Source organism: uncultured Moraxella sp., from assembly GCF_945873075.1.
Lineage (GTDB): Bacteria > Pseudomonadota > Gammaproteobacteria > Pseudomonadales > Moraxellaceae > Moraxella.
On record NZ_CAMCBS010000005.1, the window covers coordinates 57170 to 82243 of the forward strand.

General features: G+C 46.6%; 19 protein-coding genes and 2 tRNA genes. 12 read left to right on the plus strand and 9 right to left on the minus strand.

Going from position 1 to position 25074, the window contains the following annotated elements:
- Nucleotides 1-48: 48 nt before the first annotated feature.
- The 4 genes from Q0N89_RS02915 to Q0N89_RS02930 all read right to left on the minus strand — a co-directional run bounded on the left by Q0N89_RS02915 (nucleotide 49) and on the right by Q0N89_RS02930 (nucleotide 6761).
- Entirely contained in the window at nucleotides 49-429 is a 381-nt protein-coding gene (locus tag Q0N89_RS02915) for a gamma-glutamylcyclotransferase (RefSeq protein ID WP_294033305.1), read from the minus strand.
- Nucleotides 430-532: 103 nt separating this feature from the next.
- Complete coding sequence (locus tag Q0N89_RS02920) at nucleotides 533-2140, minus strand: efflux transporter outer membrane subunit (RefSeq protein WP_294033306.1); 1608 nt, start codon at nucleotides 2138-2140, stop codon at nucleotides 533-535.
- Between the two features lie 9 nt (nucleotides 2141-2149).
- Nucleotides 2150-5290: an efflux RND transporter permease subunit gene (locus Q0N89_RS02925; RefSeq protein WP_294033307.1), complete on the minus strand. Its 3141-nt coding sequence runs from the start codon at nucleotides 5288-5290 to the stop codon at nucleotides 2150-2152.
- Nucleotides 5291-5309: 19 nt separating this feature from the next.
- Entirely contained in the window at nucleotides 5310-6761 is a 1452-nt protein-coding gene (locus tag Q0N89_RS02930; protein ID WP_294033308.1) for an efflux RND transporter periplasmic adaptor subunit, read from the minus strand.
- 480 nt (nucleotides 6762-7241) lie between these two features.
- On the opposite strand from Q0N89_RS02930, the gene Q0N89_RS02935 reads away from it, so the two are divergent.
- Nucleotides 7242-7315: transfer RNA gene (locus tag Q0N89_RS02935), tRNA-Cys, on the plus strand.
- A gap of 71 nt (nucleotides 7316-7386) precedes the next feature.
- Nucleotides 7387-7473: transfer RNA gene (locus Q0N89_RS02940), tRNA-Leu, on the plus strand.
- A 68-nt stretch (nucleotides 7474-7541) separates the two neighbouring features.
- Here Q0N89_RS02940 and tsaA read toward each other — a convergent pair.
- Nucleotides 7542-8258 (minus strand): tRNA (N6-threonylcarbamoyladenosine(37)-N6)-methyltransferase TrmO, encoded by a 717-nt coding sequence (tsaA, locus tag Q0N89_RS02945; RefSeq protein WP_294033309.1) that lies wholly within the window; start codon nucleotides 8256-8258, stop codon nucleotides 7542-7544.
- A 142-nt stretch (nucleotides 8259-8400) separates the two neighbouring features.
- On the opposite strand from tsaA, the gene Q0N89_RS02950 reads away from it, so the two are divergent.
- Both Q0N89_RS02950 and Q0N89_RS02955 read left to right on the plus strand, forming a co-directional pair.
- The gene (locus tag Q0N89_RS02950; protein WP_294033310.1) at nucleotides 8401-9174 is read left to right on the plus strand and encodes a ferredoxin--NADP reductase; all 774 of its coding nucleotides are present in this window, start codon (nucleotides 8401-8403) and stop codon (nucleotides 9172-9174) included.
- Between the two features lie 111 nt (nucleotides 9175-9285).
- Complete coding sequence (locus tag Q0N89_RS02955; RefSeq protein ID WP_294033311.1) at nucleotides 9286-9771, plus strand: hypothetical protein; 486 nt, start codon at nucleotides 9286-9288, stop codon at nucleotides 9769-9771.
- Nucleotides 9772-9912: 141 nt separating this feature from the next.
- Here the strand turns inward: Q0N89_RS02955 and Q0N89_RS02960 are convergent, their stop codons facing one another.
- Nucleotides 9913-10338, minus strand: coding sequence for an HIT family protein (locus Q0N89_RS02960; RefSeq protein WP_294033312.1), 426 nt, complete (start codon nucleotides 10336-10338; stop codon nucleotides 9913-9915).
- 110 nt (nucleotides 10339-10448) lie between these two features.
- On the opposite strand from Q0N89_RS02960, the gene Q0N89_RS02965 reads away from it, so the two are divergent.
- Nucleotides 10449-11117 carry a hypothetical protein gene (locus tag Q0N89_RS02965; protein WP_294033313.1) on the plus strand — a complete coding sequence of 223 codons (669 nt, stop codon included), beginning with the start codon at nucleotides 10449-10451 and terminating at the stop codon, nucleotides 11115-11117.
- A 27-nt stretch (nucleotides 11118-11144) separates the two neighbouring features.
- Here Q0N89_RS02965 and Q0N89_RS02970 read toward each other — a convergent pair whose 3' ends face one another.
- A complete protein-coding gene (locus Q0N89_RS02970; protein WP_294033314.1) occupies nucleotides 11145-12845 on the minus strand; it encodes a BCCT family transporter in 1701 nt (566 codons plus the stop codon).
- Between the two features lie 462 nt (nucleotides 12846-13307).
- On the opposite strand from Q0N89_RS02970, the gene ilvD reads away from it, so the two are divergent.
- On the plus strand, nucleotides 13308-15206 hold the full coding sequence (ilvD, locus tag Q0N89_RS02975; protein ID WP_294033315.1) for a dihydroxy-acid dehydratase: 1899 nt from the start codon (nucleotides 13308-13310) through the stop codon (nucleotides 15204-15206).
- Between the two features lie 138 nt (nucleotides 15207-15344).
- Here the strand turns inward: ilvD and Q0N89_RS02980 are convergent, their stop codons facing one another.
- A complete protein-coding gene (locus tag Q0N89_RS02980; protein WP_294033316.1) occupies nucleotides 15345-17114 on the minus strand; it encodes a glutamine--tRNA ligase/YqeY domain fusion protein in 1770 nt (589 codons plus the stop codon).
- Between the two features lie 216 nt (nucleotides 17115-17330).
- Here Q0N89_RS02980 and Q0N89_RS02985 point away from each other — a divergent pair, with 216 nt between their 5' ends.
- Entirely contained in the window at nucleotides 17331-17840 is a 510-nt protein-coding gene (locus Q0N89_RS02985) for a peptidylprolyl isomerase (protein WP_078253462.1), read from the plus strand.
- Nucleotides 17840-18634: a UDP-2,3-diacylglucosamine diphosphatase gene (locus Q0N89_RS02990; RefSeq protein ID WP_294033317.1), complete on the plus strand. Its 795-nt coding sequence runs from the start codon at nucleotides 17840-17842 to the stop codon at nucleotides 18632-18634. The genes Q0N89_RS02985 and Q0N89_RS02990 overlap by 1 nt, the downstream gene beginning before the upstream one ends.
- A 146-nt stretch (nucleotides 18635-18780) precedes the next feature.
- On the opposite strand, the gene orn is transcribed toward Q0N89_RS02990, so the two are convergent.
- A complete protein-coding gene (gene orn / locus Q0N89_RS02995) occupies nucleotides 18781-19368 on the minus strand; it encodes an oligoribonuclease (protein ID WP_294033318.1) in 588 nt (195 codons plus the stop codon).
- 221 nt (nucleotides 19369-19589) lie between these two features.
- On the opposite strand from orn, the gene Q0N89_RS03000 reads away from it, so the two are divergent.
- The 4 genes from Q0N89_RS03000 to ppc all read left to right on the plus strand — a co-directional run bounded on the left by Q0N89_RS03000 (nucleotide 19590) and on the right by ppc (nucleotide 25027).
- Nucleotides 19590-20249, plus strand: coding sequence for a DUF2062 domain-containing protein (locus Q0N89_RS03000; RefSeq protein ID WP_294033319.1), 660 nt, complete (start codon nucleotides 19590-19592; stop codon nucleotides 20247-20249).
- A 210-nt stretch (nucleotides 20250-20459) separates the two neighbouring features.
- Nucleotides 20460-21620: a methionine adenosyltransferase gene (gene metK / locus Q0N89_RS03005; protein WP_294033320.1), complete on the plus strand. Its 1161-nt coding sequence runs from the start codon at nucleotides 20460-20462 to the stop codon at nucleotides 21618-21620.
- Nucleotides 21621-21694: 74 nt separating this feature from the next.
- The gene (locus Q0N89_RS03010) at nucleotides 21695-22024 is read left to right on the plus strand and encodes a DUF3144 domain-containing protein (protein ID WP_103033418.1); all 330 of its coding nucleotides are present in this window, start codon (nucleotides 21695-21697) and stop codon (nucleotides 22022-22024) included.
- Between the two features lie 249 nt (nucleotides 22025-22273).
- The gene (gene ppc, locus Q0N89_RS03015; RefSeq protein WP_294033321.1) at nucleotides 22274-25027 is read left to right on the plus strand and encodes a phosphoenolpyruvate carboxylase; all 2754 of its coding nucleotides are present in this window, start codon (nucleotides 22274-22276) and stop codon (nucleotides 25025-25027) included.
- Nucleotides 25028-25074 lie beyond the last annotated feature (47 nt).

Sequence of the window (25074 nt, forward strand, 5' to 3'; positions counted from 1 at the left end):
CATACAATACCCAATCTGACACCAAAAAACCAGTGTCATTCATCGGTATTATGCTTGCTGATAAGTTGCTATCAAGTGTACTTTTTCCTGTTCATCGACCGCCAGCGCATAGACCCATGCTATTTGCTGTGAGCCGTCCGCCATCGTGACCATCACCTGCGTACGCACATAGCCCTCGCCCTCAAAGTCATCAAGCGCCTGCCAATGCTCAGGCAGATTATCAGAGCAGAATAAATAACCCTCAACCATCCGACCCTGCTCGCATGGGATGATGGCAGGATAACCTTCGGCTGCACCCCACCCTTGTGGGATCAGCACGCCCGTCATGCTTGCCGTCTCAAAGCGGCCACCGATATTGGCAAGCCAATGATGATTGGGTTGATTTGGCATGAGCGTGCCATAGACAAACAGTTGATTCAGCGCTGTCATCACTTAATCCTAAAATAAAAACATTGTAACACACTTTGCTATAAGCAACAAAAAAGCACCCATCGGCTGATGAGTGCTTTTGTCACCTAATTAAGACTTAGGCTTATTTAGGTTCGGCGACAGGAATCGTCTCTGGTGTAGGCTGTATGATCTGTGTACCTGTGCCAGTTTCGATGGTTGTCGGTGCTACTTGCTGATTTGTAGCCAGTTCAGCGGTTTTCATCGCTTGTTTTTGGCGATTAAACTCAGTGATCTGTTCAGCGGTCAGATTTGCTCCACCACCCAGCACTTGATACAGCTCGATTTGGCTGATCATATCTTGTAGTTCAAGTTGCAAGATGCCTTGTTGGTTGGCGAACAATGAACGCTCGGCATCAAGCACGGTCAGATAATTATCCAAACCCGAACGGAAACGAGCATGGGCAATATCATAAGTCTGCTGATAGTTGCGCTGCAATCGATACTGCGCTTCAAGCTGACTGCCAAGTGTCGCACGAGTCGCTAGCACATCACCAACTTCCTTAAAGGCAGTTTGGATGGCTTTTTCGTAACTGACGAGTGCAGATTTTTGGGCGATTTGCGCAACTTCATAGTTGGCACGGCGAGCACCTGCATCAAAAATCGGCAAGCTGACGCTTGGTCCAAACGACCAACCAAAAGCACTCGATTTTAATAGATTATCAAGGCTACTGCTACTAAATCCAATATTTGATGCCAATGAGATCGATGGGAAATAGGCAGCACGAGCGACATTGATATTCGCGCCAGCGGCTTTTAGGCTGTGCTCAGCTTGGATAATATCAGGGCGATAATACAACAGTTCACTTGGCAGACCTGTACTAAATAAAGTCTGCGATGTGATTGGCGATACTTCTGTGGTGTTATTCACAAAAATATCCGGCAACAGCTCATTTGGCACAGGCATACCGATCAGAAGCTGCAAGGCATTGCGTGCTTGCAAGATGCCCGTATCTGCTTGATAAACCGCAAGTTTTGCTGATTCAAGCGACGCTTCTGCTTGTAGGCTTGGCGTCTTTGAATCCACGCCTGCACCGAAGCGTTTTTGGTTAATCATCAATGAGTGCTCACGCGTCTTGACCGTCGCTGCAGCAAGCTTGCGCTGGGCGACCGCATAAGCTAGGTTGGCATAGCCTTGAGCCACGCTTGAGATGATCGAGATTTGCGCTGCGTCTTTTGCGGCATTGGTTGCTAGATACTCATGCAATGCTTGCTCTTTTTGGCTTGCGACCTTGCCCCACAAATCCAGCTCATAGCTACTCATCGCAAGATTAACATTATAAGCTGTTGATGGGTTGGCATCGACACGGTTGTTCGCCGAACGAGTCGCACCACCTGAAGCACCGATGGTCGGCAGACCTGATGCTTCGGTGATTTGATATTGTGCTCGAGCTGATTGCACTGCCAGTACAGACTTTTGTAGGTCTTTGTTATTATCTAGTGCCAATTGAATCAACGCTTTTAATTTGGCATCGGTATAATAATCCTGCCAACGCATTGAAGCAACACTTGGTGCTTCAGCGGTGCTGATAGTGTCCTTATCAAGCACTTCATAAGACTGATCAAGCTTGACATTCGGCACAGCAAGCACAGGTTTGCTTGTATCGATCTTTTTTGGGATCGTGCTACAAGCAGCCATGCTGACTGCCAGTGCCGTAAGCCCAAAGATGCGTACAGTATGTGTTGTTTTCATAATTACCTCTTAGTGATCTTGTGTCGTCTGGGCAGGCTTTGTCTTATATGGGAACACGGTACGCACCCACACATAGAACATCGGGATAAAGAACACACCTAAGAAGGTCGCTGTGATCACCCCACCAAGTACGCTTGTACCGACAGCATTTTGGCTGCCTGAGCCTGCGCCACTTGCGATGTATAATGGCACAACACCAATACCAAATGCAAGTGATGTCATGATGATTGGGCGCAGACGCATACGAGCCGCCTGCATCACTGATTCTTTGAGTGTTTTACCAGATTCTTGCAGTTCTTTGGCAAATTCAATGATCAAAATGGCGTTTTTGGCGGACAAACCCACGACGGTCAATAGACCAACTTGCAAGTACACATCATTACTCAGCCCATGTATGGTGGTTAATAAAATCGCACCCAACACGCCCAATGGAATCACCAGCAGTACCGAGAATGGGATTGACCAGCTTTCGTACAATGCCGCCAAGCACAAGAATACCACCACGACAGCTAGTGCGTAAAGGAGTGGTGCTTGACCGCCAGATTTTTGCTCCTCTAAAGACAAGCCACTCCACTCAATACCAACACCTTCAGGCAACTGCTTGGCAAAATTCTCCATCTCAGCCATCGCATCACCCGAGCTCTTGCCAGGGATAGCATTACCCGATAGCTCCATCGATGGTACGCCATTATAACGGACGACACTTGGGCTAGCGTACTCCCATTCGCTCGTTGCAAAAGCACTATACGGCACCATCTGACCATCGTTGTTACGCACATACCATTTGCCAATATCTTCTGGTATCACACGACTATCAGGCTCACCTTGCATATAGACTTTTTTGATACGGCCACGGTCAATGAAGTCATTGACATAGCTACTACCCCATGCCATTGCAAGTGTTGAGTTAATATTGCTTGCAGGGATGCCAAGCACTGCTGCCTTTTCATAATCAACATTGAGTTTTAGCTTTGGTGCATCTTCTTGACCACCTGGACGGACACCAGTCACTACCTGACTTTGTGATGCCATACCAAGTAGCATATTACGTGCTTCAAGTAGCTTTTCTCGTCCGACACCACTATTATCTTTGAGCTGCAGGTTAAAACCATTTGAGTTACCAAAACCCATAATCGCAGGCGGTGCCATTGAAATTACCATACTTGCTTCAGGAATGGTCATATTCATCATCATAGCACGATTGGCGATATTTGCCGCGGCATTCTCATCGCCCGTACGCTCGCTCCAGTCTTTGAGCTTGATGAACGCCATACCCATGTTTTGACCACTACCCATAAAGCTAAAGCCAGTAATCGAAAATACGCTTTCGACATTCTTTTCTTCTTGGGTTTGATAATACTGACGAACCTTGTCCATCACTGCTGAAGTCTTATCTTCGGTTGTGCCTGCTGGCATCTGCACCATCGCAAATAGCACGCCTTGGTCCTCTTCAGGGACAAACGCGCTTGGCAGACGCACAAAGAAAAAGCCAAGTACAGCAATAATCGCCGCATAGACAACGACATAAATCAGCTTGGCATTAAAGGTTTTGCCAACAAATTTTTCATAACCGCTACTTGCCTTATAAAAAGCACGGTTAAACCAACCAAAAAAGCCTTTTTGGGTTTGGATGTCTTGATGTTTTTTACGCTTAAGAATTGACACGCATAGCGCAGGCGTAAACACCAACGCCACAATCGCCGACAGCACCATACTGGTAATCAGCGTCACAGCAAATTGACGATAAATCACCCCTGTCGAACCACCAAAGAAAATCATCGGAACAAACACCACTGACAAAATCAGTGCAATACCGATAACCACTTTACTGATCTCTTGCATCGATTCAATGGTGGCAGTCATTACTGACATTTCAGGATTTTCTTCAAGTAGACGCTCAACATTCTCCACGACGACGATCGCATCATCGACCAATAGACCAATAGCAAGCACCATTGCAAACATCGTCAAGATATTGATACTCATACCAAACATCGACAGCACAGCAAATGTACCTAGAATTACCACAGGCACCGCCAAAGTCGGGATGATGGTCGCACGCCAGTTTTGAAGGAATAAGAACATCACCACAAATACAAGTGCAATCGCCTCAAGTAGAGTACGCACAACTTGCTCAATCGACAAGCGGACAAACGGCGTGGTATCAAATGGCACAACATAGGTCAAGCCTTTTGGAAAGTTGGCTGACATTTGAGTCATTTTATCTTCGACCGCCTGACGCACTTCAAGCGCATTAGCACCAGATGCTAGGCTGATTGCCATACTTACTGCGGTCTGACCGTTATTTTTGGACGTCCAAGAATAATCTTGTGAACCCAGCTCCACACGAGCGACATCTTTTAGATATACCTTTGCCCCTGCGGTATCAGTTTTTAGCAGAATATTTTCAAACTCTTCTGGAGTCTGCATCAGGCTTTGAACGCCAATACTAGCACTAATCAAAGCACGCTCATTATTGGTCGGTAGGCTTGCCAACTGACCTGCTGAGACTTGCACATTCTGCGACTGAATCGCCGCTGAGACATCAGATGGCATTAGGTTATAGGCACGTAGCTTGGCAGGGTCTAGCCAAATGCGCATCGCATAAGATGAACCAAACACCTCTACTGAACCCACGCCCTCGACACGGCTTAGACCATCAACAATATTGGTATTAAGATAATCACCAATATCCGCCTCATCCATACTATCATCTTCTGAGACAAAGCCATAAAACATCAAAAAGCCACTGGATGACTTATTGACCGAGACACCTTGACGCTGCACACTTTCTGGTAATGAACTGGTCGCTGATTGTAGTTTGTTTTGTACTTGGACTTGTGCTGTATCAGGGTCAGTACCACTTTCAAAGGTAAGCGTAACGCTTGCTTGACCGTTTGCAGATGAGCTAGATGACATATACATCAAGCCATCCAAGCCTTTCATCTGTTGCTCAATCACCTGCGTCACTGAGTTTTCGATGGTCTGTGCATCAGCACCTGGATAGACAGCGGACACCTGTACAGTTGGGGGTGCAATCTGCGGATACTGCTCAATAGGCAATCCACGAATGGACAAAATACCCACCAACATAATCAATAATGCAATGACCCATGCAAAAATCGGTCTTTGAATAAAAAATCGAGACATAAATTACCTATTTGTTGGGTTATTGAGCTTGTTTTGTGGTTTCGCCATCTACTTGCTCAGCAGGTCGTGCCATTGGCACAGCTGGTTGAGCTGGTGCTTGAGTTGGTGCTTGAGTTGCGCTTTGTGCAGGCACACCCTGCTCAGTAGAATTGGATGTTGGCGCAGTTTGCCCCTGAGCTTGTTCTTGGCTGACACCTGCCGGCGGCAGCTCACGCACATCAACTTCTTGATCTGCTTTGACTTTTGAGCCTCCGATGATGACAACACGGTCGCCATTATTGATGCCACCTGTCACGATCCAGTTACCATTATAAGTGCCTGCAGTGGTAACATCACGCACTTCGATTTTGTTTTGGGCGTTGACCACATAGACTTGGGTTTCGCCTTTTGCGGTGCGAGTGATGGCGCTTTGTGGCAACAAGGCAGCATTTGGCACAACCGTCTGAATCAGACGTGCATTGACAAACATACCCGGCAATAGCTGCCCGTTAGGATTTGGGAATAAGGCACGCAAAGTCACTGCGCCTGTTTTTTCATCGACTTTAGCATTGGCAAGTAGCAAGCGACCAATGATAGGATAAGTTGTACCGTCTTCTAGTACCAACTGCACCTCTGGGCTACCTTGACCCATCTTGCCCGATGCGATTTCTTCACGCATCTTAAGCATCTCAGCAGAGGATTGACTGATATCGACATAGACTTGGTCAAGACGGTTAATGGTAACCAGTGCCGTTGTTTGGTTAGCTGACACCAATGCACCTGCCGTCACCGCCGAAATGCCTGTCACACCGCTAATCGGTGCTTTGACAATGGTGCGTGATGCATCAAGCTGGCTAGCATTCAGGCTAGCTTTGGCACTGGCGATAGATGCTTTGGCACTGTTGATGGATGCATCTGCTTGATTGACTGCTTCCATAGATGCTTTGACATTCGCCTCAGCGGTACGCACTGCGGTTACTGCTTGGTCATGTAGCTGCTCTGAAATTGCACCAATCTCAAGCAGCCCCTTATAACGGTTCAAATCCGCCTGCGCTTGTGCAAGATTTGCCTGCTGTGCGACCAAATTCGCTTGTGCTGATGCTCTAGCCGCTTGTGCATTTTGCATGGTTGCCTCAGCATTGGCGACGGCTGCTTGCCCTGCCTCTAGCGAGCTTTGGTAGCTGTCTAGATTAATGCGATACAAAGGCTGACCTGCTTGCACGGTGCTACCTTCACGAAATAGCACTTCTTCAACAATACCTGTCACCTGTGGACGCACCTCGGATGTCTCACTGGCAGCAATACGCCCCGAAAAGGTCTGAATCACCGGCACAGCCTGCAAGCTGATGGTCTGCACATCAACGGTTGTCTTTGGCATTTGTTGCTGCTGTGCCGCCGCTGCATCTGCTTGCTCAGATTTGCTACAGGCGGTCAGTGCAGTTGCACCCGCCATGATTGCAACAATCATCGCCGTTTGAACATTTAACTTCATAAAAAACCTATCTTACGTTGTCTTAACTTGTTTTAATAATGATTTTAAGGTCTTTGTCTACTTAATTATCAAGGCATTATCAAGGCAATTACCCAAAACAGACAAAACCTTAAAACCACTTAATGGCTACAGAACCACCAACCCAATTTAAATTGAACAATTTTAACTCAATTCAAAAAACTTTTAAAAAAATCGATTAAGTTTATGAATTTTGTATTCATAATTATGATAAAATTGATATAATATCACATTATGAATTTAAAATTGTCAATCACTTGAGTTAAATCCTTGTATTATACACCTTATTACATCATTGGCAAATGAGAATTTTTGCACTATTTTTGTGGATAATGACAAAAATGTGTCTTGCAATTTGCCAAAAAATGTGTGCAAAGCACGGACATTGGATGAATTTTCTAAAATTTTTGAAAATTTTGCTTGTGTTTTTGAAAATTTTTGGTAATATAGCTAGCACTTAATGGCTGGATGGCAGAGTGGTCATGCAGCGGACTGCAACTCCGTGTACGCCGGTTCGATTCCGACTCCAGCCTCCATTTTTTGGTTTACCAGTTTGTTTTGATGATTTTGCGTAACGACGCATCAATTATTTGAGCAAGCGACATTTGCCCGGGTGGTGAAATTGGTAGACACAAGGGATTTAAAATCCCTCGCTCTTTTGAGCGTGCCGGTTCAAGTCCGGCCCCGGGCACCACCGTATTATCAAGCCTTTATCAGCGATAAGGGCTTTTTTGTTATCTTAATTTTGCTTATTCACCATCATTATTCATCCACCGCTCGCAAGCCTGTGATAACCATCACACCCATTTTATCCATCCAAAAATCCACATCCACCGCTCCATAACGCATGGTGCTAGTCACTTCGATTTCAGCTTGACGATATGCCACTCGTGGGTCTTGGGCGATGAGATGTTGGATAATGCTTTTGTCTATCATCGCAAGCCTACCGTCTTGGCATAGCGTATCAAAGTCTGTACTTGCCTGCGTTGTCATAGCTACCGTCTTGGTCGTCGGCACATCGATCTCGCCACTGATGGCATCAGGTACACTATCAACAAAGGGCAGATACGGCTTGATATCGACAATCGGCGTGCCATCGACCATATCCGCACCGATGATATGCAGTCGCACCCGATGCTGGATAATCTCCACTCGAGACAGTCGCACCACTGACAAGCCAATCGCTGACGGGCGATACATACTGCGAGTGGCGAACACACCCACCTTATCATTACCACCATAACGGGGTGGGCGTACCTGCGGGCGAAAATTGTCCTGTGATTTGTTCTGATGAAACTGCCACATCACCCACAGATGGCTGAATTTCTCAATCCCAACAAAGGCAGACGGCGTATCATACGGCGGTACAAACTCAATCACGCTTGCCACTTCCACAAGATTGGGCTGTCTTGGTGCGCCAAATTTTTGCACCAATGGCGAGCGATGATATCCGATGATGGGCAATTGAACAGTAGTCATAGAGAATTTTTCTTATTTATGCTAAAATAAACGGTGCTTATTCCAAATTTACCCTAAACCATTGGGTAAAAACTCGCTATCATAGCCAAAATTTCAATCATTGGCATATCCATTGCCAAGTATCCAATAATAAGAGATTATTATGTCAAAGTTTATCACAGAAACCGTCACTTATGTGCATCATTGGAATGATAGCCTATTCACCATCAAGACCACCCGTGGCGATAGTCTTCGTTTTCGTAATGGCGAATTTGCGATGATTGGTATCATGGTCGATGGCAAGCCATTGGCTCGCGCGTACTCTATCGCTAGTCCAAACTGGGCAGAAGAGCTGGAATTTTTCTCAATCAAAGTGCCTGATGGCCCGCTGACTTCTCGCCTACAGCACATCAAAGTCGGTGATGAGCTACTCATCAGCAAAAAACCAACCGGCACGCTCGTGCTAGATGACCTACTGCCAGGCAAACACCTGTATATGCTCGCTACAGGCACAGGTCTTGCACCATTCTTGTCACTATGCCGTGACCCTGAAGTCTATGAACGCTTTGAAAAAGTTATCCTAGTGCATGGCGTGCGTCATGTTGATGATTTGGCGTATCGTGATTTCTTTGAGAATGAATTGCCAAATGATGAAATCTTTGGCGAATGGGTGCGTGAAAAATTCATCTATTACCCAACCGTCACCCGTGATGAGTTCAAAAATACCGGTCGTGTGACTGATTTGATGAAATCAGGCAAGCTATTTGAAGACATCGGTCTGCCTGTGATGAACAAAGACGACGACCGTGTGATGATTTGCGGTAGCATGGCGATGAACAACGACACTTGCGCTATCTTGGATGGCTTTGGTCTAACCATTTCACCACGCATGGGCGAGCCTGCCGATTATGTGGTTGAGCGTGCGTTTGTGGGTTGATTGACCCAAGCTTGCCGTGAGGGGTAAACTTTTTTAGATAAACCTAAGCAAAATCACTTTGCTTACATTAAACAACGTGATTTTGCTTGATTCACCTAAAGGAATATATTGATGAAAAATTTAGCAATGTATGGCATGCTTGCCCTAAGCTTGGGGTTAGCAGGATGTTCTGCCAAATCAATTGATAACTTTTTGATGGCAACTTCAGGTAACGCTCGAACTTTTGATGGTCAGCTTTATAATCTCATCCAAGCAAATCTTGGCACTCAGTATATATATCAAAATGGCGATCAAGGCTTAATCATTGAGCGTCAAGCACTCAGTGCTAATTTGAATTTTGAAAATTTCAAAAATTCACGCCTGCACGATGAGCAAATCAATCGCCAGCATGATTGCCAAATCCAAACCAAATCACACCCCAAAGGCACCTACTATTTCTGCCAATACACCAACATTCCCGCTGGCGTGTTGTACACATTCAGCACTGATGGCAAATACGGCTATTTTAAAGCTTATGCCAACAAACATGGCATCAAAGATGAAATCCATAAGGCGGGTAAATTAATCGAATACGATACAGCTTATTTATCAAATTAACCTGTTCATCTCATTTTTTTGTCATGATATCAAAAGGCGTGCTAATTGAACCGCGCCCCAAAAGTTAGACAACCTTTGGAGTGCGGTTCATACATTGATTTTGTTGGCTTTTTATTTTTTTATCAAATAGCTATTTGGCGATTATTCACCGATAGCGGTGCGTAGCTTTTCTGCCAACTTAGCAAGCTCATCTTGATTACCCATTTTGCTTTCGTGCTTGGCAATGTTGCTCAAATGCGTCGGCACAAGGTGCATATGATAATGAAACACCGATTGTCCTGCATCCGAGTGATTAAGCTGCATTTGTACGATGCCTTGTACGCCAAACACCGCACGCTGTGCCGCCATCACTTTTTGGGCGGTCTTAAACACCGCACAGGCGTATTCACAAGGCAAATCTGACAGCTCAACTGCTTGGCATTTTGGAATGACAAGCACATGGCCGGTATCCACTGGCATGATGTCCATAAAGGCAAGCGTTTTGTCGTCTTCATAGACCTTATGGCAAGGGGTTTCACCACGCAAAATCTTGGCAAAAATATTGTTCTCATCATAGACCATCGTCATTTTTTGCTCCTTTTTTTACTGAATTAAACTCACACGAATAGCGTATAAAACAACTATATTTTAGCATAGCCTTTGTGTTATAGTAGTATTTTTGTTTAAAAGTTTTTGACATGACACAAACCACTGATACGCCTGAATTTGTTTTACAAGAACTTCTAAAAAATGATGCTTTTGTATTTCGGGTGCATAACATCAAGCTGACAACGCTCACTATCAATCGTGACTTGCCACAGATGTTCTTGGCACATTATGACAGCTTGGATGATGATATCAAAGCAGATACACCGCTAAGTCCTGAATTATTAAGACAGATTAACACCCTAATGACCGCCGATGAAGCCAATCACTTGCTTGGCTTGGCATCGGGTACGATACGAGCAGCATATCATATCAAAATCAGTGGCACGGTGGTGATTGTCAATGATGATTTGCCATTAGCACTACATTTATCATTCACCAATACTGCCAAATTATCACAAGCCATCTATGGTCAAGACATTGCAACTTTGGTGGAACAAGAAGCCCAAAAATGGCAACTGACAGGCACGGTCAATCTACTGCACAAAAGCAGCAAGCACAAGCTAATCAGCATTGATATGGATGATGAGATGCTAACCATCGAGCCACATGATGGCTATGTCAGACTGCCCAATGCTCATGCGCTCGCCACCACGCACGCCATCAACACCATCAAGAGCAATACCCCAGAGCTGGTTCGCTTTGTGCATGATGCGATAGTTGATAAAGTGATGGCAACTTATCAAGAACAAACCCAATAGCCATTTACCATTGGGTTTGCGTACTTGTTATACTTTATTGTCCGTATCATCAGGTAGCGCCAATGGCCCTGTGAGCAGATGCTCATCCGCCAGTTCATTGGCTGAATTGTGCTCGGCGGACTCTTGGGTGATGTACCATTGACTATTGCGATACAGGGTCAATCTATCCCGACCCAAGCCACGCCATAGGCAGTACATCATCACAAACACCACGATGGCAAACGGTGCACCTGCAACAATCGCTGCCGCTTGTAATGCTGTCAAGCCACCTGCCGTCAGTAGCACCGCTGCCATCACCCCTTCGGATGTCACCCAAAACAGTCGCTGAACCTTCGGCGGGTCGGTCTCACCACCAGCGGTCAGCATATCGACGACTAGGCTTGCACTATCTGCCGATGTCACAAACCACAGCACAATCATCATCAAAATCACGACCATCAAGCCTTTGGTCAATGGATACTGTTCAATCAGCTTAAAAATCGCACTGCCATAATCGGCTTGTACCGCTTCGACCAAGCCTATGTTGCCATCGAGTGCCATCTGCACCGCCACGCCACCAAATGCCGTAAACCAAAAGAACAGCAGTAACATCGGCACAAACAGCACACCAAACAAGAACTCACGAATGGTACGACCACGAGAAATACGCGCAATAAACACGCCCACAAATGGCGACCAACTCACCCACCACGCCCAATAAAACACCGTCCAACTCGCCTGCCAGTCGCTGTCGCTATAAGCTTCATTCCACAGTCCAAGCGTAATCAGATTGCCAGCATAATTGCCAATATTCTCAACAAAACTATCAAAAATAAACTGCGTCGGGCCTGTGATGATGATAAAGGCAAGCAGTGCCAAAGTCACAATGATGGTGATGTCGCTTAATCGCTTCACACCCTTGTCCAAGCCTGCCATCACAGAAAACGCCGCACAAGCGGTAATCCCTGCAATCAGCGCTACCTTGAGCGTCAGACTTGGTGTGATACCAAGCATCTGCACAAGCCCTGTCTCAAGCTGCATCACGCCAAGACCCAGACTTGTCACCACCCCAAAAATCGTACCAAACACCGCCAAAATATCCACCGTATGACCCCAGCCGCCATAGATGCGCTGACCAATCAAGGGAAACAGCACCGAACGGATGGATAGCGGCAAGCCACGACGATAATGGAAATACGCAAGCGACAACGCCACCACCGCATAGACCGCCCAAGCGTGTAGCCCCCAATGCAAAAACGAAATCATCATCGCTTGCTTGGCGGCTTCTACCGTCTGCGCATCCGCCACAGGTGGCGCAACAAAATGATACAAAGGCTCAGCCACACCCCAGTACAACAGCCCAATGCCAATCCCTGCCGAGAACAACATCCCAATCCACGAACCAAAGCTATACTGCGGTGTCTCCGTCTGATGCCCTAGGCGAATATCGCCATAATGACTAAAGCCCAGATACACACAAAACACGAGCGCCGTATTCATCAAAATAATGAGCACAAAGCCAAAATGCGTGCTAATCAGCGACTGCACCTGCCCAAACAACTGCCCTGCGTGCTCACTAAATACCGCCCCATACAGCATAAAAACTACAATCAACGCTGCTGAAATCGCAAATACAGGCACGCTTACCTTAGGAAAGATACCAAATTTAGATATCGTCACGCCACGTCGCACTGCGTCCGCTTGATGTGCTGTCGGGGGTGCGGTGGACTGATTTTTTGTGTTATTCATAAAACTATCCCATCAATCTGTTGGTGGATGATGATGGACTTTTAGTTGTATTATTGATACTTTCCAATAAATCTATCAATCAGCGTCACTGCCGAAAAAATACAACTAAAAATCTATCTGCAAATCTCGCTAAGTAGAAATACAGATTATCAATAAAATCAACTGATTGCAAATTTTATGATACAATATATCTGATTAATCAGTCACATTTGATATTGTACTATCCGATAAGTGATTGAAAATTGGGGTAATTTTTGGATATATAAAAGTTTGTTTTTATTTTGTAATTTATCAATAAAAATTATAAATAATCTGCCATCCGTCCGACAACCACTGCCAATTGATAACCAAAATTTATGACAATTGCAAACAAAATCAAGCATCATTTTGTCAATAAAAATGCTAAAATAAGTGATAATTTACTCACTGCCCTCATCGGCAAATAATATAGGAAGACAGATTATGCCAGTTTATCGCTCCAAGACTTCTACCGCTGGTCGCAATATGGCAGGCGCTCGCGCGCTATGGCGTGCCACCGGTATGACGGATGATGATTTTAACAAGCCAATCATCGCCATCGCCAACTCATTCACGCAGTTCGTCCCGGGTCATGTGCACCTAAAAGACTTAGGTCAACTAGTCGCTCGTGAAATCGAAGCGGCTGGCGGTGTCGCCAAAGAATTTAACACCATCGCTGTCGATGATGGCATCGCGATGGGTCATGGCGGTATGCTATATAGCTTGCCAAGTCGTGATTTGATTGCTGATAGTGTTGAGTACATGGTCAATGCTCACTGTGCTGATGCGCTGGTCTGTATCTCAAACTGCGATAAAATCACCCCGGGTATGCTGATGGCTGCCATGCGCCTAAATATCCCGACTATCTTTGTCTCAGGTGGCCCGATGGAAGCAGGCAAGGTGCTAGCAAGCACGCTTGGTGATGGTCATACCGTGCATGAGACAGTAACCGATGATAATGGTCAAAAGGTGCGTAAGCTTGACCTAGTCGATGCGATGATTGATGCTGCTGATGATTTAATCAGTGATAGCGATGTCGCCACCACCGAACGCTCAGCATGCCCGACTTGTGGCTCGTGCTCAGGGATGTTCACCGCCAACTCAATGAACTGCTTGACCGAAGCGCTTGGTCTGTCACTACCGGGCAATGGCTCACTGCTTGCTACTCATGCCAAGCGTCGTGATTTGTTCTTGGAAGCAGGTCGCCGTATCGTTGAGCTTGCCAAGCGTTATTATGAACAAGACGACGCATCAGTGCTACCACGCTCAATCGCCACCAAAGCCGCTTATGAAAACGCCATGAGCCTAGATATCGCTATGGGCGGCTCGACCAATACCATCTTGCACCTACTGGCCGCCGCCAACGAAGCAGGCGTGGACTTTAAGATGGCAGACATTGACCGCCTATCTCGTCAAGTGCCTTGCCTATCAAAAGTCGCCCCTGCTACCCAAAAATACCACATGGAAGATGTGCACCGTGCCGGTGGCGTGATGGGCATTCTAGCCGAGCTTGACCGCGCAGGGCTACTACAGACTGATGTGCCAACCGTCCACAGCGCGACGCTTGCCGATGCTCTTGCCAAGTGGGACATCATGAACCCTGACAATACCGAAGCTCGTGAACTGTATATCGCAGCACCAGGTGGCGTACGCACTACCCAAGCCTTTAGCCAAAATAAAGTCTGGTCAAATCTCGATGTCAATCGTGAGTCAGGCTGTATCCGTAGCCGTGAGCACGCCTATTCCCAAGACGGCGGACTTGCGGTGCTATTTGGCAATATCGCCGAGCGTGGCTGTGTGGTCAAAACCGCAGGCGTGGACGAAAGCATCCTAAAATTCACTGGCCGTGCCCGCGTCTTTGAGAGTCAAGACTCTGCTGTGGCTGCCATCTTGGACGACCAAATCGTCGCTGGTGACATCGTCATCATCCGCTACGAAGGTCCAAAAGGCGGCCCTGGTATGCAAGAGATGCTCTACCCAACTTCATATCTCAAATCAAAAGGCTTAGGCAAAGCCTGCGCCCTACTCACCGATGGTCGCTTCAGCGGGGGCACATCAGGTCTGTCTATCGGCCATGCCAGCCCTGAAGCTGCCGAAGGCGGTGCGATTGGCTTGGTAGAAGAGTTTGATACCATTCATATTGATATCCCAAATCGTAGTATTCATTTGGATGTATCAGATGAAGAATTGGCAAAACGCCGTGAAGCGATGGAAGCTCGTGGCAAGATGGCGTGGAAACCCGCCAATCGTGAACGCTATGTCTCACAAGCTTTGCGTGCCTATGCAGCGATGGCAACATCTGCTGATACAGGGGCAGTGCGTGATGTCAGTCAGGTTGAGTAAATTATCCAATTGATTGATATCAATACAAATCAAGCTATCAGATGATGGCTTGATTTTTTTCACCTAGAAAAACAAAAGCCTTATCCATCCGAATAAGGCTTTTGGGGTATTCACTTAACTGTAAAATAAACTATCACATCATTCAGGCTTAAAGCTGTCTTTTAACCCGACGATTTGGTTAAATACCGGCAAGTCGGCATTGTGCTCAATGGCATCAGCGATAAAGTAGCTTTCACGCTCGAATTGGAAACGCTCGCCTGCCGCTGCTTTTGCCAAATCAGGCTCAACCACCGCTTGGCAGATGGTGAGTGAGTTTGGGTTTAGATGTTGTTTAATCCATAGCGTATCAGCATCGGTATCGGCATCGATAATTTCTTTTTCGTGTAGGCTGACATCGCTGATTTCATCATCTTCGAGCAGCAGATACTCATACAGACGCACCACCGCATCGACGCCATGACTGGCTGACACCCAGTGGATGACGCCTTTGACCTTGCGACCTTCTGGGTTGTTACCCAGTGTATTTTCATCGATGGTGGCAATTAATTCGACCACTTGACCTGCTTCATCCAGCTTATGCTCATTGACCTTGAGCACATAGCTGTTACGCAGGCGGATTTCAGGATTTTCGGGCGATAGACGCTTGTAGCCTGCCGGTGGCACGACTTCAAAGTCAGTCTGGTCGATATAGATGGTCTTGGTGAATGGAATACGGCGTTCACCCATGTCAAGCGATGGATGCTTTGGCTGTGTTAGCCATAGCACTTCGCCATCAAAGTCGGCGACGGTTTTTGGGTTTTTGAGTTCAGCAAATTTTGCCACCGCTTCATCAAAGTTGGTAATCGTCACCTTCAGCGGACGCAACACTGCCATGCCACGAGCGGTAGTGTCTTCGAGTGATTTACGCACGCTAAATTCAAGCATGCGATGATCCACTAAGCCATCAGATTTAGTGATACCCACACGCTCACAAAAATCACGCAAGCCATCAGGCGTATAACCACGACGGCGCATACCTGCCACCGTCGGCATACGCGGATCATCCCAGCCTGACACCACACCCATATCCACCAGACGCTTAAGTTTACGCTTACTGGTCAAGGTATGATCAATATTCAGACGGCTAAATTCGTACTGATGTGGCGGGTTGTCAAAGCCCACTTTCTCAATCACCCAATCATAAAATGGGCGATGGTCTTCAAACTCAAGCGTACACAACGAATGCGTGATGCCTTCGAGCGCATCCGACAGCGGATGAGCAAAGTCATACATCGGATAGATACACCAGTCATCACCTGTCTGATGGTGATGGGCGTGCATCACACGATAGATGACAGGGTCACGCATATTCATGTTTGGGTGCGCCATATCAATCTTGGCACGCAGTACTGCACCGCCATCAGGATATTTGCCGTTTTTCATGTCGTCAAAACGAGCCAAATTCACTTCCACGCTCTCATCACGCTGTGGCGATGGCTTACCCACTTCGGTGAATGAGCCACGATTGGCACGAATTTCATCGATGCTTTGTAAGTCCACATAGGCATCGCCTTGCTTAATCAGCTGTACCGCCCAAGCGTGCAGCTGCTCAAAGTAGCTTGACGCATAACGCACATCGCCCGCCCATTCAAAGCCAAGCCACTTGACATCTTCTTTGATGCCATCGACATAGTCTTGTTTTTCGGCAGTTGGGTTGGTGTCATCAAAGCGTAGATTGCACGCACCACCGAACTCGCCTGCCACGCCGAAATTTAGGCAGATGGATTTGACATGACCGATGTGCAAATAGCCATTCGGCTCAGGCGGAAAACGGGTCAAAATGCTCTCGTGCTTGCCTGATTGTAGGTCATCACGGATGATGGCTCGGATAAAGTCGTTTTTTTCGGGTAACTCGTTAGCAGTTGTCATCTGTTTGTCCAAATTATTATCAATAAACACAAAATAAACCTTGATACTTTAGCATAATTGGCATGATTTTTCATCTGTTTAATCAGCAATTTAATCAGCAATTTTACTGAATCATTTCTTGGCGGATTTATTCTTTAAATCATCAAAATCATCCCCATATTTATCGGACAACTGTGCTATAATAGCCGAAATTTTCACCCACTTTAAGGATTTGTCATGGATATGCCAATTGTAGAATTTGACACCACTTATGGTAACATCGTCATCGAGCTAAACGCCGAAAAAGCGCCTGTAACCGTTGCCAACTTCATCGATTATGTTGAGTCAGGCCATTATGACGGCTTGATTTTTCACCGTGTGATTGACGGCTTTATGATTCAAGGTGGCGGTATGGACGCCAATATGAACGAAAAACGCACTGGCACGCCAATTAAAAACGAAGCGGACAACGGCCTAAAAAACAACACCGGCACTATCGCTATGGCTCGTACTTCTGACCCACATTCAGCGACAGCGCAGTTCTTTATTAATGTGCGTGACAACGATTTTCTAAACTACACCAGCCCAACGCCACAAGGCTGGGGCTATGCGGTATTCGGTCAAGTCATCGAAGGTATGGATGTTGTGAACCAAATCAAAGGCGTGCCAACAGGTCGCTTTGGCTATCATGCGGATGTACCGACCGAGCCAATCGTCATCAACAGCGCCAAAGTCGTTAAGAAATAATGCATTCGACTGATTATTTTTTTACCACAAAGCCGTCTGAAATTCAGGCGGTTTTTATTAGCGATTTGCACTTATCGGCACGCACGCCCCACTTGTGCCGTGCGTTTATTCGGCTGATTGATGATTTGTGCGTCTTACCAAATCTTGGCAGTGTCTATATTTTGGGTGATTGGCTGGATGCGTGGATTGGCGATGATGTGTATTTATCACTTGATGAGACTGCCAGAGCCAAGCACTGGCTAACACCTGTGCTGATGAGCCTAAAAAAATTGGCAGATAAACGGGTGCAACTCTTTGTCATGCATGGCAATCGGGATTTTACACTGTCCAATCGCCTAACCAAAGTCTTTGGCGGTGCTATCATCAGCGAACCCTATTATCTGACCACCGCTCACGCACGCATCCGCCTAGAGCATGGCGATGCACTGTGCACCGACGACACTAAATATCAGCAATACCGTGCCATCATCCGCCATCCTGTGGTGCTGTGGCTACTATTGCGTCTGCCTTTATCCATCCGCTCAAAGCTCGGTCAAGACATCAAACACAAATCCAGCCAAGACAAAGCAGCCAAATCCTACACCATCATGGATGTTAATAATGATGCCGTGCGCCATGCCATGAGCGACTGCACACTACTCATTCACGGACATACGCACCGCCCTGCCGTACATCATACTGATAACAAAACCCGCATCGTGCTTGGTGACTGGCGAGATGATGGCAAGCACATCACGGCAGAAATCGGGCTATTGATTGGTGATGAAGTTATGTTGGCAAGTTTTAGCTCGTAAAATGGATTTGGTGCATTTTGCCAATTTTCTCACTTTATCCATAAAAAAAGCGAACAGCCATCAGCCATTCGCTTTTTTTCGCAAGATACGCATTATTCAATCAAGTAGCTTATATTAATTTTTCTAATTTTTCCAATTTAAAAAGCTTAATCCAACAACTTAAAAAAATGCTCACGATAATGGCGCAGTTCACGAATCGAATCACGAATATCATCAAGCGCCAGATGTGTACCGCCTTTTTGGTAGCCATTGGCGACATCAGGACGCCAGCGATAGCACAGCTCTTTGATGCTTGAAACATCTAGGTTACGATAGTGGAAATACCGCTCAAGCGTTGGCATTTGGCGAGCCAAAAAACGACGGTCTTGGCAGATGGAATTACCACACATCGGTGAGATGCCTGCATCCACCCATTTTGATAGAAATTCAATGGTCTGCGCTTCAGCATCCGCCAAAGTCACCTTACTACGGCGTACACGGTCAATCAGCCCTGACTGCCCATGCTGCGTTTTGTTCCAGTCATCCATGCCGTTTAGCACCACATCGCTGACTTTGATGGCGAGTACCGGCCCTTCGGCTAGGATATTTAGGTCATCATCGGTGACAATGGTGGCAATCTCGATGATTTCATCGTTTTGAGTATCCAGCCCCGTCATCTCAAGGTCAATCCAAATCAGTGCTTTTTTGGCTTTGGCAGACGGCTTTGGGGTGGCGATTTTGATTTTATCAGTCATATACTATCCTTATTCAATCCGTGCATTGTATCACAGCCAAGTCATAATCACCATAACTACCGACGGACAATCAAAGACAATGCCATCATCATGCACGCATCACCAATACATTGCACAATACATGAGCCGTCAGGATAAATTACCAAAAAGCAACGCTTAGCAGTCGTTTTGTGGCAAAAATTTTGTTATAATCTCCACTTTATCCATGTTGCCGACAGCCCATGCCAAAGAATAAAATCAAAGCCTGGCTACCCACACCTGAAAAATTGCGTGAAAATCGCTTGGTGGCGATGTTTGCGCCGTTTTTGGCAGACCCGCGTCTATGGCAGATGAACCGCAACTCACTCAATCGTGCGGTGTATGTCGGTGTTTTGGCAGCATTTTTTCCTTTACCCGGGCAGATGCCACTTGCTATCATCGGTGCATTGATTGCTCGTGCCAATATCCCGATGGCGGTTGCTTTGACTTGGATTACCAATCCTTTGACAGGTATTCCCGTGTTTTGGCTTGCGTATTCATTGGGTGCACTGCTACTTGGTGAGCCGCTCATCGGACTGCGTGCCATTGGCATGATTTTGACCGATTTGACGCTATGGGCGACAGCTGATGGTGTGAATCCTTTTACTCATCACAAGATTTTTTCGTGGCAGGCGATGGTGGTTGGGCTTGTCCTATCTGCTATCATTACCAGTATCGTGCTCGGCATTGCCTTTCGCTTATTTTGGCACTATCGCACGGTGCGAGATTGGCAAGCACGACACGGCTACAACGCCAAAGCACCCAAATTCAGCAGCCAAAAAGGGCATAAACTGCGAGACAAGCTGCGTAATCAACACACACAGCAGACACAGCAGTCATCGGATAACGATTTTTCTATTTAATCCCATCCCTTATCGCACCTTATATCCGATATCTTGCCTAAGGATATGAAAATTTTTCATTAGTCTTTTGCTTATAAATGGCGTATAATTTTCCGCCAAATACCTATTAAGTTTGATGAAATTTGCCGTGCGGATGGGTATTTATTCTGTCAAGCCTAAAAAAGCCACCAGAATCGCACATTTTTTTATTTTTTTATTAAGTGAAATCTTATGAACTACTCCGTATTTACTTCAGAATCAGTGAGTGAAGGTCATCCAGATAAGATGGCTGACCAAATCTCTGATGCCTTGCTTGATGCCATCTTGACCCAAGACAAAGACGCTCGTGTGGCGTGCGAAACCTTGGTAAAAACAGGGGCAGTGGTATTGGCAGGTGAAATCAGCACACACGCTAACATCGATGTCGAAGGCATCGTGCGTGATACCGTCAATAAGATCGGCTACAACCATTCTGATCTTGGCTTTGATGGCTCAACTTGTGCCGTCATCAATATGATTGGTAAGCAATCTCCAGAAATCGCCCAAGGCGTCGATCGCTCACGCCCAGAAGATCAAGGCGCAGGCGACCAAGGTCTGATGTTTGGCTATGCCACCAACGAAACCGATGTACTGATGCCAGCACCGATTCAGCTATCACACCGCTTAATGGAGCGTCAAGCTGAACTTCGTAAAAATGGTACATTGCCATGGCTACGCCCAGATGCTAAGGCTCAGCTGACCATGCATTATGATGCCAACCATAAGCCATTTGCTGTCGATGCCGTCGTACTATCAACTCAGCACAGCCCTGAAATCAGCCAAGCTGACCTACACGAAGCTGTGATGGAAGAAATCATCAAAAAAGTCATCCCGGCTGAGCTACTGCACAAAGACACGCTATATCACATCAACCCAACAGGCAAATTCGTCATCGGCGGCCCTGTCGGTGATGCAGGCTTAACCGGTCGTAAAATCATCGTCGATACCTACGGCGGTATGGCTCGTCATGGCGGTGGTGCATTCAGTGGCAAAGACCCATCAAAAGTGGATCGCTCAGCTGCCTATGCTGGTCGTTATGTCGCCAAAAACATCGTCGCAGCAGGCCTAGCTGATCGCTGTGAAGTACAGGTGAGCTATGCCATCGGTGTCGCTGAGCCGACTTCGATTTCGGTGAATACCTTTAATACTGGTAAAATCAGCGATAACGACATCGTAAAACTGATCCGTGCGCACTTTGACCTACGCCCATACGGCATCACTCGTATGCTAGATCTATTGCAGCCGATGTATGAAATCACTGCAAGCTACGGTCACTTTGGTCGCACAGGCTCGGATACTGCCTTTACTTGGGAGCGTACCGACAAAGCCGAGCTACTACGCAACGCAATTTAATCAAACGCTTGCTTAGCACATCCAAAAGCCTTAGAATACTCGTGTTCTAAGGCTTTTTTTATTAGGAAATCATCATGAGCGACAAACCAGAATTTAACGAACAAGAATTTCAAGCGCAGATGAATGCGTTTTTTGAGCGAGCAGATGCGGTGATTAATCTTGCCAACAGTCAGCTAAGTCCACAATCGCACGCAGGCCAAGTCGCCGCTAGCCTAAACTACGCCGCTGCTCGCTTTGCGGTGTCGGCTGCGACCATCGGCTTTGTCAAGGGCAGCGATTTGGCAAAAGAAAAAGATGACATCATCAAATTCTACACCGAAAAATACCAACAAATGCTGTCAGAGAACCTTGACCAGTATATCGAAAATTTCGACAAATATACCAATCTTGCTAAATCCCAATAAGATTGATGTCAATTTTTTATTGCTTGATTTTACATCTTAAATCAAGCAATTTTTTTTTATTTGACATATTTATTCACAAACTGCATATTTTCTAGCTTTTAAAATCCAAAAAAGTGGTGTAAACTGCTAAAAGGCTTGATAAGTGATTAATCTTATCATATCATCACAAAATCCGATAATTATACCGATATGACATAATTATCATGTTGTTCTTTTATATAATTGTTTGTTTAGCATAGGGAGCGCATCGTGACGACAAAACAAAACACACCAAAAGCACCTAACGAATTTTTGGATCAAGAAAAAGACCTACCGCTCATCGCTGATACCGAACTGCTTGGTCGTATTCTACTGGATGTGCTCAAAGAGCAAACTTCACCGATTGTCGCTGATACCATTGATCAGCTGATCGCAGGGGGCAATCCTGAGCATATCATCAAGGATGCTCTGCCAAAGCTGAACAGTCGTCAAATCGAAAATCTCATCCGTGCGTGCAGTCTATTCGCCCAAGTGCTCAACATCGCCGAAGACCATCACCACGCACGCCGCCGCCAAATCCACGAACAGCTTGAGAGCACACCAAGCCCATCAAGCTTTGCCGGTGTGCTTGGCGAAATTGAAGAAAAAGGCATCAACCCAACCCAACTTCAAAAACAGCTTGATAAGCTATCCATCAGTGCGGTGATGACCGCTCACCCGACCGAAGTACAGCGTCAAAGCGTGCTCAAGCTACATCGCCAAATCCGCGCCCTGCTCACCGAGCATCAGCACGCCATCGGCTACCAAAAGCATCGCCTGACCGAACAAATCAAAACCGTGCTACTGTCACTATGGCAGACCAATGAAACTCGCCATTTCAAAATCAATGTCAGTGATGAGATTACCAATGGCGTGGCGTATTTTGATTTGAGTTTTTTCCAAGCCATTCCCAAGCTATATGCCCGCCTAAGCCATCAGCTCGGCGAACGCTATCCACACACCACACTGCCTGATGTGATTCGCATCGGTGGCTGGATTGGTGGCGACCGTGACGGCAACCCATTTGTTGATGCTGACACCCTACGCCATGCCTTTAAGCGTCAAAGTGCGGCACTGTTTTATTATTATCGTGACCAGTTGGGCGAGCTGTACCAAGAACTACCGCTATCGATTCGCCGTGTCAAGGTCAATGATGATGTGCTTGAGATGGCTGCCAATTCTCCCGAAAAACTGCTATCTCGTGCCGAAGAGCCGTATCGCTTGGCGGTGGCGCTAATTTCTGCTCGTATCGTGGCGACCAGTCATCGCTTTGGCCTAGATTATGGCTGTCGCTTTGGGGTGGCGGATGCCTACCAAGACAGCGCTGAATTTTTGGCGGATTTGGAAAAGCTACACCGCTCATTGACCCAAAACGGCAGTGAATATCTGGCACAAGGTCGCTTGCAGGATTTGATGCGTGCGGTGAGCGTGTTTGGCTTTTATCTGATGCCACTGGATTTGCGTCAGCACGCACAGGTGCACGCTGAGACAGTGCATGATTTGTTTAAGCACGCTGATTTGGAAGATTATCTAAGTCTGTCTGAGCCTGCTCGTCAGCGTGTGCTACTGCGTGAGCTTGCCACCGCTCGCCCGCTATACAGCCAATATGTCGAGTATGATGCACAGACCACCAAAGAGCTGAATATCTTTTTGGCGGCAGCGGACATCAAAAACCGCTACGGCGAAACTGCCATTTCCCAAAGTATCATCTCAAACTGCGAAACCATCAGCGATATGCTTGCCCTAGCACTGATTATGAAAGAAACGGGGCTACTACATATCGAAAATGGCAGTCCAAAATCACGCCTAAATATCGTGCCACTATTTGAGACCATCGAAGCACTCCAAAACTGCATCGGCGTGATGGATGAACTGCTTGGCAAGCCATGGTATCAAAGCCTGCTCAAAAGCCGTGATAACACCCAAGAAATCATGCTTGGCTACTCCGACAGCAACAAAGACGGTGGCTATGTCACCAGCCAATGGTCGCTATATCAAGCTGAAGAAAAACTGGTGCAAATCTTTGCCAAACATCAAGTGCAAATGCGTCTGTTCCACGGTCGTGGCGGTAGCGTCGGTCGTGGTGGCGGCCCGTCTTTTGAAGCGATTTTGGCACAGCCTGCAGGCTCGGTGGCAGGTCAAATCCGCATCACCGAACAAGGCGAAGTCATCACTGCCAAATACGCCGAAGCCAATAACGCTGAGCATAATCTAGAAGTACTCGTCGCAGCGACGCTCAAAGCAACAATCCTACCCAATGCGACAATGACTCCCGATTTTGAGCTGATGTCACATTTATCCGAATCAGCATTTACTCATTATCGTGCGCTGATTGAGCATCCTGCGTTTATTGATTATTTCCTACAAACCAGTCCAATCACCGAGATTGCCACCTTGAACATCGGCTCTCGCCCTGCTAGTCGTAAGACTTTGGCACGCATTCAGGATTTGCGAGCGATTCCGTGGGTGTTCTCATGGATGCAAAACCGCCTAATGCTACCGGCTTGGTATGGCTTTGGTACGGCGATTGAGACGCTGATTCAAGCAGATGATGGTAATTTGGCTAAGCTAAAAGCCCATGCCAAAGACAGTGCATTCTTTTATGCGATGCTCTCAAACATGGAACAAGTGCTTGCCAAAACCGACCTTAGCATCGCCAAGACCTATGTTGAGCTTGCCGAAGATAAAGCATCTGCCGATGTCATCTATGCAATGATTGAAGCAGAATACACACGTAGTAAAAATGCCCTACTACAATTGACCGAGCAAGACACCGTACTGACAGGCAACCGCTCATTGGCTCGCTCATTAGCCCTACGCCTACCGTATCTCAATGCACTCAACTGGCTACAGGTACTCCTACTCAAAGAGCGTCGGGGCGAGCAGTCGCTTGACCGCACCGATGGCTTTGATGATGACCGCTTATTACAGCTGATTCACCTGACCATCAATGGCGTGGCGCAAGGCTTGAGAAATACAGGTTGATCCACCTAAGGGCAGAGCTGGTTGCTTTGCCCTTTCATTGTTTGTAA

Bases quoted from the DNA above. Each gene is read 5' to 3' on its own strand.
- orn (WP_294033318.1), bottom strand. From the start codon at position 19,368: ATGACTGATAAAATCAAAATCGCCACCCCAAAGCCGTCTGCCAAAGCC.
- ilvD (WP_294033315.1), top strand. From the start codon at position 13,308: ATGCCAGTTTATCGCTCCAAGACTTCTACCGCTGGTCGCAATATGGCA.
- tsaA (WP_294033309.1), bottom strand. From the start codon at position 8,258: ATGACTACTGTTCAATTGCCCATCATCGGATATCATCGCTCGCCATTG.
- Q0N89_RS02965 (WP_294033313.1), top strand. From the start codon at position 10,449: ATGACACAAACCACTGATACGCCTGAATTTGTTTTACAAGAACTTCTA.
- Q0N89_RS02990 (WP_294033317.1), top strand. From the start codon at position 17,840: ATGCATTCGACTGATTATTTTTTTACCACAAAGCCGTCTGAAATTCAG.
- Q0N89_RS03010 (WP_103033418.1), top strand. From the start codon at position 21,695: ATGAGCGACAAACCAGAATTTAACGAACAAGAATTTCAAGCGCAGATG.
- Q0N89_RS02970 (WP_294033314.1), bottom strand. From the start codon at position 12,845: ATGAATAACACAAAAAATCAGTCCACCGCACCCCCGACAGCACATCAA.
- Q0N89_RS02930 (WP_294033308.1), bottom strand. From the start codon at position 6,761: ATGAAGTTAAATGTTCAAACGGCGATGATTGTTGCAATCATGGCGGGT.
- Q0N89_RS02950 (WP_294033310.1), top strand. From the start codon at position 8,401: ATGTCAAAGTTTATCACAGAAACCGTCACTTATGTGCATCATTGGAAT.
- Q0N89_RS02925 (WP_294033307.1), bottom strand. From the start codon at position 5,290: ATGTCTCGATTTTTTATTCAAAGACCGATTTTTGCATGGGTCATTGCA.
- Q0N89_RS02955 (WP_294033311.1), top strand. From the start codon at position 9,286: ATGAAAAATTTAGCAATGTATGGCATGCTTGCCCTAAGCTTGGGGTTA.
- Q0N89_RS02960 (WP_294033312.1), bottom strand. From the start codon at position 10,338: ATGACGATGGTCTATGATGAGAACAATATTTTTGCCAAGATTTTGCGT.
- metK (WP_294033320.1), top strand. From the start codon at position 20,460: ATGAACTACTCCGTATTTACTTCAGAATCAGTGAGTGAAGGTCATCCA.
- Q0N89_RS02980 (WP_294033316.1), bottom strand. From the start codon at position 17,114: ATGACAACTGCTAACGAGTTACCCGAAAAAAACGACTTTATCCGAGCC.
- Q0N89_RS02920 (WP_294033306.1), bottom strand. From the start codon at position 2,140: ATGAAAACAACACATACTGTACGCATCTTTGGGCTTACGGCACTGGCA.
- Q0N89_RS02985 (WP_078253462.1), top strand. From the start codon at position 17,331: ATGGATATGCCAATTGTAGAATTTGACACCACTTATGGTAACATCGTC.
- Q0N89_RS03000 (WP_294033319.1), top strand. From the start codon at position 19,590: ATGCCAAAGAATAAAATCAAAGCCTGGCTACCCACACCTGAAAAATTG.
- Q0N89_RS02915 (WP_294033305.1), bottom strand. From the start codon at position 429: ATGACAGCGCTGAATCAACTGTTTGTCTATGGCACGCTCATGCCAAAT.